The 7150-nt window shown below is 47.4% G+C and carries 13 protein-coding genes; 10 read left to right on the forward strand and 3 right to left on the reverse strand.

The genetic code is table 11. The features are described 5' to 3' along the window. A partial coding sequence (locus tag QUB06_RS33365) for a DUF3854 domain-containing protein (RefSeq protein WP_333438976.1) occupies nucleotides 1-1349 on the reverse strand: 1349 nt, incomplete at its 3' end. A gap of 345 nt (nucleotides 1350-1694) precedes the next feature. Continuing rightward, a complete protein-coding gene (locus QUB06_RS33370; protein WP_333438978.1) occupies nucleotides 1695-2279 on the reverse strand; it encodes a hypothetical protein in 585 nt (194 codons plus the stop codon). Nucleotides 2280-2567: 288 nt separating this feature from the next. On the opposite strand from QUB06_RS33370, the gene QUB06_RS33375 reads away from it, so the two are divergent. After that, nucleotides 2568-2852 (forward strand): hypothetical protein, encoded by a 285-nt coding sequence (locus QUB06_RS33375; protein ID WP_333438980.1) that lies wholly within the window; start codon nucleotides 2568-2570, stop codon nucleotides 2850-2852. Between the two features lie 229 nt (nucleotides 2853-3081). Here QUB06_RS33375 and QUB06_RS33380 read toward each other — a convergent pair whose 3' ends face one another. After that, nucleotides 3082-3399 carry a hypothetical protein gene (locus QUB06_RS33380; RefSeq protein WP_333438982.1) on the reverse strand — a complete coding sequence of 106 codons (318 nt, stop codon included), beginning with the start codon at nucleotides 3397-3399 and terminating at the stop codon, nucleotides 3082-3084. A gap of 161 nt (nucleotides 3400-3560) precedes the next feature. Between QUB06_RS33380 and QUB06_RS33385 the strand changes: the two genes are divergently transcribed. From QUB06_RS33385 to QUB06_RS33425, 9 genes are all read left to right on the forward strand, one after another. After that, complete coding sequence (locus tag QUB06_RS33385) at nucleotides 3561-4148, forward strand: hypothetical protein (RefSeq protein WP_333438984.1); 588 nt, start codon at nucleotides 3561-3563, stop codon at nucleotides 4146-4148. Next, nucleotides 4145-4330 (forward strand): hypothetical protein, encoded by a 186-nt coding sequence (locus tag QUB06_RS33390; RefSeq protein ID WP_333438986.1) that lies wholly within the window; start codon nucleotides 4145-4147, stop codon nucleotides 4328-4330. The genes QUB06_RS33385 and QUB06_RS33390 overlap by 4 nt, the downstream gene beginning before the upstream one ends. A gap of 86 nt (nucleotides 4331-4416) precedes the next feature. Next, the gene (locus tag QUB06_RS33395; RefSeq protein ID WP_333438988.1) at nucleotides 4417-4785 is read left to right on the forward strand and encodes a hypothetical protein; all 369 of its coding nucleotides are present in this window, start codon (nucleotides 4417-4419) and stop codon (nucleotides 4783-4785) included. Beyond that, nucleotides 4769-5161 carry a hypothetical protein gene (locus QUB06_RS33400; RefSeq protein ID WP_333438990.1) on the forward strand — a complete coding sequence of 131 codons (393 nt, stop codon included), beginning with the start codon at nucleotides 4769-4771 and terminating at the stop codon, nucleotides 5159-5161. The genes QUB06_RS33395 and QUB06_RS33400 overlap by 17 nt, the downstream gene beginning before the upstream one ends. Nucleotides 5162-5471: 310 nt before the next feature. Further along, complete coding sequence (locus tag QUB06_RS33405; RefSeq protein WP_333438992.1) at nucleotides 5472-5696, forward strand: hypothetical protein; 225 nt, start codon at nucleotides 5472-5474, stop codon at nucleotides 5694-5696. Next, entirely contained in the window at nucleotides 5686-5985 is a 300-nt protein-coding gene (locus QUB06_RS33410) for a hypothetical protein (protein ID WP_333438994.1), read from the forward strand. The genes QUB06_RS33405 and QUB06_RS33410 overlap by 11 nt, the downstream gene beginning before the upstream one ends. Before the next feature lie 13 nt (nucleotides 5986-5998). Then, nucleotides 5999-6298: a hypothetical protein gene (locus QUB06_RS33415; RefSeq protein ID WP_333438996.1), complete on the forward strand. Its 300-nt coding sequence runs from the start codon at nucleotides 5999-6001 to the stop codon at nucleotides 6296-6298. 45 nt (nucleotides 6299-6343) lie between these two features. Beyond that, entirely contained in the window at nucleotides 6344-6706 is a 363-nt protein-coding gene (locus QUB06_RS33420) for a hypothetical protein (protein WP_333438998.1), read from the forward strand. Nucleotides 6707-6751: 45 nt separating this feature from the next. After that, nucleotides 6752-7096 carry a hypothetical protein gene (locus QUB06_RS33425; protein WP_333439000.1) on the forward strand — a complete coding sequence of 115 codons (345 nt, stop codon included), beginning with the start codon at nucleotides 6752-6754 and terminating at the stop codon, nucleotides 7094-7096. Nucleotides 7097-7150: the final 54 nt, after the last annotated feature.

The raw sequence follows: 7150 nt of genomic DNA on the forward strand, positions 1-7150 counted from the left end.
AACATCTGCAAGTCAAAAAACCGGAACTTAAGCAATCCGTTGATGACTGCCAACAGTTTGAGGATTTTCTGGTGGTCTCCCTGCATTGCCGTATTCATCCATCGGTAGGTGTTTGGGCAATTGTTGCGGAGGATGTCAATCGCCTCGGCGTCAGTTCCCGTCAAAGGCTTGTACGGGTAAGGTAAGTAGGAAGTAAAACCCGTAGCCGGAGAGTGTTTAAGGATTTCGCCCGTCAGGCTATCCCATACTGAATCATCGAAAGCGATGTAGCGCTTCCTATCCCAGATATCCCAATGCTTAACTCGTAAGTCGTCAGTGAGCAGGCTCAGCACGTCTGTGATGTAGCTAGAACCTTTGTACTCAATATTTCTGGCATCGATGGTGGTTTTGACCAGGGTTCTAAAATTCCCATCGTCAGTACGCTCCCAGTGCTTGCCCGTCCAAATCCGCCAAGTTTTCGTTTCGTTGTCAAATTTCCAAATCTCCCCGTAATCTTCAGCTAATTGGCGGGCAAGCCGTCTCGGCGTGGGAGGCTTTGATGCTGTGAAGTTTTGACCCTCTTCGGTGTCGAGATTGCTCTCCCATTCCTGAAAGCTGACTGACTTCATAAGCATCCGCCTAAACTCTTCTATTCCTTTTCTCTGGATAAAATCATCCATACCTTTGGTTTCTCCTTCAGTGCCAGGTTCCCATTGTCCAGTAATGCTGCGAACGGGTACACCAAACTTAAGCAACTGGCGGCCGAGTTTCCGCTGTTCCCAAATGACGCTTGGATTGGTGACTGCATCTGCATCAAAGGCAATGATGAACCCAAAACCGGCACGAGCGTAGTGTTCTAGTATGGCAACGAGAAAGCGTTGACCTTGCAAGTCGTTTTTCTTGGCAGTCAGCCCCATGCTGATGCCCATCAATGCAATTGTGGGTAAACCATGACAGCATCCCGCGAGCGCCTTCCAGATTCCTTCAGTTAGTAAGATGTAGGGCTGACCGTTAATGTGGTAGCAGTGTTCTGCAAGCTTTTCAATATTCCAATAGTCCTTATCGGTTGGGTGCTGGAGGAGAAAAGCGTCGTATTCCCCTAACGGGGTGCGGTACTTGGGTGCCTTTTTATCTTCTCTTGACTTCCAAGGCTTGTCTGGCCGGAACTGAAATTGTGTGCCTGCACCGATAAAGAAGATGCCACCAGACTTGGCGGTATAACCCAAGTAAACTGATGCCTCGTCAGCAGATACGGTTCGGCAGTTGGCGTAACTCCAATTATTCAACAGCCCCCGGCTCTCAATGTGGCTCTTGTGTTTGGGGCAAAGATAAGTGGTAGTTGATAAAAATTGATCTGCAACAACGTTCATAGATGCCTCTCTCGCTACTCATAGCGGTGCTAACTGGTTTTTTTTACAAAAACCCGCTAAATGTAGAAGAGACGGCTCTGCTGTAACTACCGTTGATGTGCAAAGGTGCAAATGATGCGGTAATGGCAGAAATAGACTATGATGAATCTAAAGTTTTTTTTATTTGGTTGTCTGCCGTCTCTTCTAAAGACTGCGGACTCTTTTTTTTTTGGTCTGGTCTAATCGATGCGGGCGGTCGCTTGTTGGCAACAGCCTTTTCCAATTTTATATGCCGACGGGTTGCGAGCGAGCGTCACCAGGCAAGGAATTTCCGAATCGAAAAATTCCAATAGTTGCCGAGCGCAATTAGCTCGGTTCCTCCTCAGTTCCCGGAATTCTCCAAGGATCGATGCCGTTTTCCCGAAGCAAGCGCTCGTAGTAATCCCGTTCGATTCTGGCCTCGTCTTCGATCCAAAACGCTTCTCTGATATTTTGTTCTAGTTCAAGAACTCGCTGGCTCAGAAGCTCGTTTCGTTCAGCCTCAGTGCGGGTAACGCCGAAAGCTTCGTCAAACCGCCGTTCGAGAGATTCGGTAATCAGTCCCATGCAAAGGGTCAAGGCAGCTTTGTTCCCCCGGTGAGCTTGCCACAGCCAGTAAGCGCTGGCAATTTCTGGAGGGACGGACAGAAACCGACTTTGCCCCCGACTACCGGGTTCAGACTCGATTTCGATTTCTTCTCGCTCAAAAATCGTACTCGTGTAACCTTCACCCAGCAAGCTTTTCAGGGCGTTTGAGCGTAAAAAATCGGACACGTTGCGTCGGGATAAGCCCGCTGCTTCGGCTACTTGTGTTTGGCTCATCCGATACGAGCCATCTGGCAGCATGAACCCATCGACTGTTAAGGCACCTATTTGTACCGAGGCTCTGACGGCTCTAACTGATTCGCTCATAAATTCTCCTTTGACGCTTTGTGCGCTCCATGAAAGGTATACACCAACCAACGACCATGCGAGTCTTGGTGTATACCCGCAGTTTAATTTGCCTGACTCTGCGCGATCGCAGCAAGAAGCTTTGTGACCCTCCCGCTTCTATCATGCACGGATGCAGCGCGAGTTAATGACATGATATCATCAGGTAAATATTGCTAGCTCTATTTTGCTAATTTACCATAAATTATATGGTTAAATAGGAGAAGTGTGCAGGCACTAAAAAGACGTTCTCTCGATAAAGTAAAACCTGTGAAAGCCCGTGAATTCTGCAAACTTTGGTTCGGTGCCGATGCCCAGATGGAAGCTACGAGGGGCTATAGAGCCGAGTGCGTTCGCTTGTTGAGTCGCATCCTAGCCGTGCAAACAGAGACTATTTCGAGTAAATGGGGAAGCGGCATCGATTTCGAGAAAATGCCCGAACAGTACGAGCGCACCCTGGCTTATGCCAATTCTCTCCGCTCCATCATCGACGCGGCCGACAGCAATCCCGAACTCTCCAGCATCATTGCCGATCGCCTCAAACAATCGCGTTAGCAAATCACCTGATAAAATCACCTTAGATAATAGGGTGAAAATTTCGCCCTAGTGACAACCCCGTCAGGAATAAGAACTGATGCACGGGCGCGCAGGTATACACCAAGGAAAGGTATACACCAAGCTCCGAAAGTCCAAGCGGACGTGTATACCGAAAGTTCAACTTAGTTTTTCAAGTAGTGTTTCCCATTCCATAATTTGATTTTTTAGCAATTGAACCCGATCGCCCTTAGCTTTGCGCTTGAGAAACAAACCCCTGCCAGCAAGTTCTTCGCGGGCTAATGCGATACTTTGCTCCAAAACTTTTGGTCAATTCCTCCCTATCCTCCTTTTTTAGTTCAGCATCGGTCATCCCCACCATCTGACGGGCGAACTGTTCCAAGAATTCAGAGCGCGATATGTCAAGAGCCTCAGCCCTGGTGTCGATCGCCTTCATCGCGGTGGGAGTCACAAAAATGCTGTAGCGCTCTTTGTTTTCGCCCCAAGCGCTGCGTTCTGCGGGTTTTCTGGTCATGTCTGTGTATGCACAAATAACAATTTTCATCATAGGGCTTGACAACCCAGAAGCAAAAGTGTTATGTCTGTGCATACATAACTATGTCTGTGCATACACAGACATAGTTTAACACCAAAACCAAACCCCGCCCCCCATGACTCGCAATCTCAAAGGGCGGGGTGTGGCACTCACATTAATGAGGTTTTTCAATCATGACACAAATACCGATACCGCTAACGGTTGAGGTGTTCGCTGCTGCTGCAACGCCAGGGGTGACGAGCGCTTCTTTGTACCCTTCGCTGTTGGCATCCGTGGAAACGATGGCAGAACCAGAACTCTGGGTTTTGATGGAAGCGACTGTTTATTCGCTGCGCCAAAGGGACACGCTCACCCGCTCTATTAAAGAGTGCGGTACTGTTGAATGTTTTGGCAATCGCTGGCCCCAAGATTTTGATTTCTTGCCAAGTGAATCCGAAGGGGTAGCCCTCGTGGAAGCCATAGCCGACCAATTCTCCAGCCGCCAACTCCACACCTGTTGGCAATCGCTGCTGAGCACTTGCAACCGCATCCAAAAGCTTGCCCTGATTGAAGCGATAACTTACGCCCAACACTATTCATCGACGGTACTCCAAGCGCTCTCTCAATGCGAACTATCGGATTTGTTTGAAGATTCCTTGGAACACTTGGACGTTTGGCTCTCTGAACCCGAAGCGCTGCGCCTAATTCGCTTGTTCTCCGGTTCCCTGTTAGCTTCATCGGAAGCTGCACCATCTCCAGGCGACGGGAGGGACGATCGATGAAAGCACTCAAAAGCCATCAATTCAAGTGGAGCGTTACCGTCACCCGCAAGTACAATCCACCTCGCCAAATCGTAGTTTTCGGGCGATCGCAAGCAGAAGCGCTCCAAGGTGCCGTAGCTTCTGCACGGGAAGTCTGGGGTATCTGGGATGCCAAATCATTTAGCACGCCCGAAAGGAAATAATTTTTTTTGATTTTCATGCGGTCGTTAAGTGGTTGGTAAAAGATTGCCCGACCATTTAACGCCTGGGAAACAACCAAGTAACGACCATGTTTCGACCGCTATCAGCAATAATTCCCGAACAAATTGACTGGACGACGAACGGAACGCTAGCCGGTGCAATGAATATTTCTCTAACTCAACTGAGGCGGGATGCTGCGGTACTCAAAGAATTAGAACTTATTCGATTGCAGGAGGGTGTTGAAGAAATTGAAGTCTCAGAATCGGAAGAAACCCCGACCGACAAAGAAGTTTCGCCCAAACGCACGCGAGCGCGACGGCGCAAGGGATTTGACAGAGCCGACAGCGAAATTATGTGGTTGTTCAGGCAGCTAGTGAGGGAACGAGGCAGGACTAAAGCTATCCAATCAATCCATCAAATCATTGAGGAGTTTTACCACCATGAACGCGACAGATAAGAAAGCAGTAGAGCAAGCTAAGGCAGCTCAAAACGGCAGCGCGGGCAAACAAAAACGCACGACCCGTTCTACCGAAAATGCAGAACAAGGTTTGAACAACGTGCAAGCAAAACTGAACGAGGCGAGGCAAAAAGTAAGGCAGAGTACCAATGATTTTATCTTTGGAGGCGGTATTTCCGATGCTCTGGAAGATATAGCTAACGGAGATTTTGGTGATTTGGGCAACGAAATATTTGAGGCACTTGATGTTTTCATTGGAGGGATAGACAGCGGACGTTTAGCATTAGAAACCCGGGAAACGGAGCCAAAAAAATGCTACCTGCATCGCTCGACTGCGAGAACTGCGACAACTAAGGACACAACGGAAGCAGGTTGATAAATTGTTAGTTTATTTAATCTTCCTGCTTGAGGACAAAGCCTGCTCTGAAGCTATTAGCCAGGCGGGCTATCATCCCACCAGCAATGACAATGTTGAAGAAACAATCGCATTAATGAGGTTCCTATGATTGAGAGCTTTGGATTCGTTGAAATGTATTTGGTTCCCTTAACGCTTTGGAGAACTATCAAGTCTAAGTTTGCAGCAATTAGCGAAGTGGCGGTGCTTGTGGGAGGCTGCGCCTAAAATGTTTGACAGCTCGATCGATTGCTCCATCATTCAACCTACTTGCAGCGAGTGAGGAAAATTAATGAATCCATACTCCAATGAAAATACCGAGCGTCCCGAAGCGACTGAACCGGCACCCATCACCGAAACTGGGGCCGTACCGATTCCTGAAACAACCATCAGTCGCAACTTGTCCGCTGCTATTCCTCAACCCGAAGTTAGCCCGGATTTGACAGCATCCTTAATTCACTTGTTGGCAGCGCCTGATAAAAATCTACAAACTACTGAGGTACAAAATGCTGAATAAAATTCTTAACTTTCTGGCCGTAAAAGTTGCCTGTAGAATCCCAAACCTGAGATTCTTACCCTTCGCCAATCAAGCAGCAGCCAAACCTCAAATTGTTGAAGAGCTACCAGCAGAAGAAGGCTTGGTTTACGAATACAAGGATTGGGACATAATAATATACAAAGAAGGTACCTTGTGGAAATGGTTCGTGAGAGCGGGTTGTATCATTTTCATAGAAAGTTGTGCCGCTACAAAAGAAGAAGCAATAGTTAGCGCCGAGGCATGGGTAGATAGGTATCCAGAGGATTAAGGTGTAGAAAATAATGAACGAACCAGAGAAAATCAAACCCCAAAAATTACTGCCTCCAGCGACTCTTACCGAAGAAGACGAGTTCTACGCCGAATGCAACGCCAATGGAATCAACCTGGTAGATCGGGTAAACGGTAAATTAGTTAGAGCTTATCCTTACTGGATTGACCGACCCAATTGCAATTGGCACAGTCCTCCAGAACCGGAAAATGAAGATTACTTCATGCACTATGAGGATGAAAATGAGGAGGGTGACGAGCAAGATAAAGCAAACACAACTGGTTTTAGGGAGGAACTAAAGAGATTGTGGTAACGATACAAGCAACAAACTTAAGTTTTTGGAGGACGGAGAATATCAATGCAGATTAACCGCAGTAAAATCACACAAGATATCCTCAATGCACTTGCTTTTGTTAGATTGAAACTACCAACACTAAAAGCACCAAAAGCACCAGCGCCAACACCGCAATACGGACAAGTTCCACTGCCATTACCGCTACCCAAACTAGGGGATACCACCAAACTAATTGTGTTGTTTCTTGTTGCTTCAATCACAACTGCTTTGATGCTACCCAGGGTAATTGGTGGAATCAAAGTATCGACTGCTCGACCTGCCATCACAATGAATTTAGCCAACCACAAAACCGTTAACCGAATATTTTGGGTGTTGGTGAGTGCAGCAGCAATCGCAGCGATTACCGAGAAAGATTGGCGCAAGTAGGAGAAAGTGATGATATGTGATTGGCTATGAAATATCGAGGAGAAAATGATGAGTGCAATTGTTAAATACACAGGCGGTGGAGCCATAGCACCAGCCCTAGTCGGAAAAGTCAAAGCATTTGATAGCGCGCCTGAAATGCTGACTTCCTTTCAGGGATACTACGGCTTTGACCCCTCAGCCTTTGCTGGAATGTCCGAGGAAGAATTGGGAGCATTCGTAGATTCGGTTGAGGAAATCAAGTTTCTCATTGCAAATCTCGACAAACTCGAACAACACGTCAATGACTATATTGATGGCGTTGTCAAATACAACGAGTTTGTAGCCCGATGCGTCAAAGCTGGCGCTAAGGGCATGGAAAAGATCGATCGTAAGGATTCAGGTGAAAAATAGTCGTTCGAGAGCCGAAAAATATGGTAATGTAGTCAGATGAGCGAACAACCAGAG

Origin of the sequence: Microcoleus sp. D2_18a_D3, assembly GCF_036702455.1 — a bacterium.
GTDB lineage: Bacteria > Cyanobacteriota > Cyanobacteriia > Cyanobacteriales > Microcoleaceae > Microcoleus.

Bases quoted from the DNA above. Each gene is read 5' to 3' on its own strand.
- QUB06_RS33370 (WP_333438978.1), bottom strand. From the start codon at position 2,279: ATGAGCGAATCAGTTAGAGCCGTCAGAGCCTCGGTACAAATAGGTGCC.
- QUB06_RS33380 (WP_333438982.1), bottom strand. From the start codon at position 3,399: ATGATGAAAATTGTTATTTGTGCATACACAGACATGACCAGAAAACCC.
- QUB06_RS33385 (WP_333438984.1), top strand. From the start codon at position 3,561: ATGACACAAATACCGATACCGCTAACGGTTGAGGTGTTCGCTGCTGCT.
- QUB06_RS33390 (WP_333438986.1), top strand. From the start codon at position 4,145: ATGAAAGCACTCAAAAGCCATCAATTCAAGTGGAGCGTTACCGTCACC.
- QUB06_RS33395 (WP_333438988.1), top strand. From the start codon at position 4,417: ATGTTTCGACCGCTATCAGCAATAATTCCCGAACAAATTGACTGGACG.
- QUB06_RS33400 (WP_333438990.1), top strand. From the start codon at position 4,769: ATGAACGCGACAGATAAGAAAGCAGTAGAGCAAGCTAAGGCAGCTCAA.
- QUB06_RS33405 (WP_333438992.1), top strand. From the start codon at position 5,472: ATGAATCCATACTCCAATGAAAATACCGAGCGTCCCGAAGCGACTGAA.
- QUB06_RS33410 (WP_333438994.1), top strand. From the start codon at position 5,686: ATGCTGAATAAAATTCTTAACTTTCTGGCCGTAAAAGTTGCCTGTAGA.
- QUB06_RS33415 (WP_333438996.1), top strand. From the start codon at position 5,999: ATGAACGAACCAGAGAAAATCAAACCCCAAAAATTACTGCCTCCAGCG.
- QUB06_RS33420 (WP_333438998.1), top strand. From the start codon at position 6,344: ATGCAGATTAACCGCAGTAAAATCACACAAGATATCCTCAATGCACTT.
- QUB06_RS33425 (WP_333439000.1), top strand. From the start codon at position 6,752: ATGATGAGTGCAATTGTTAAATACACAGGCGGTGGAGCCATAGCACCA.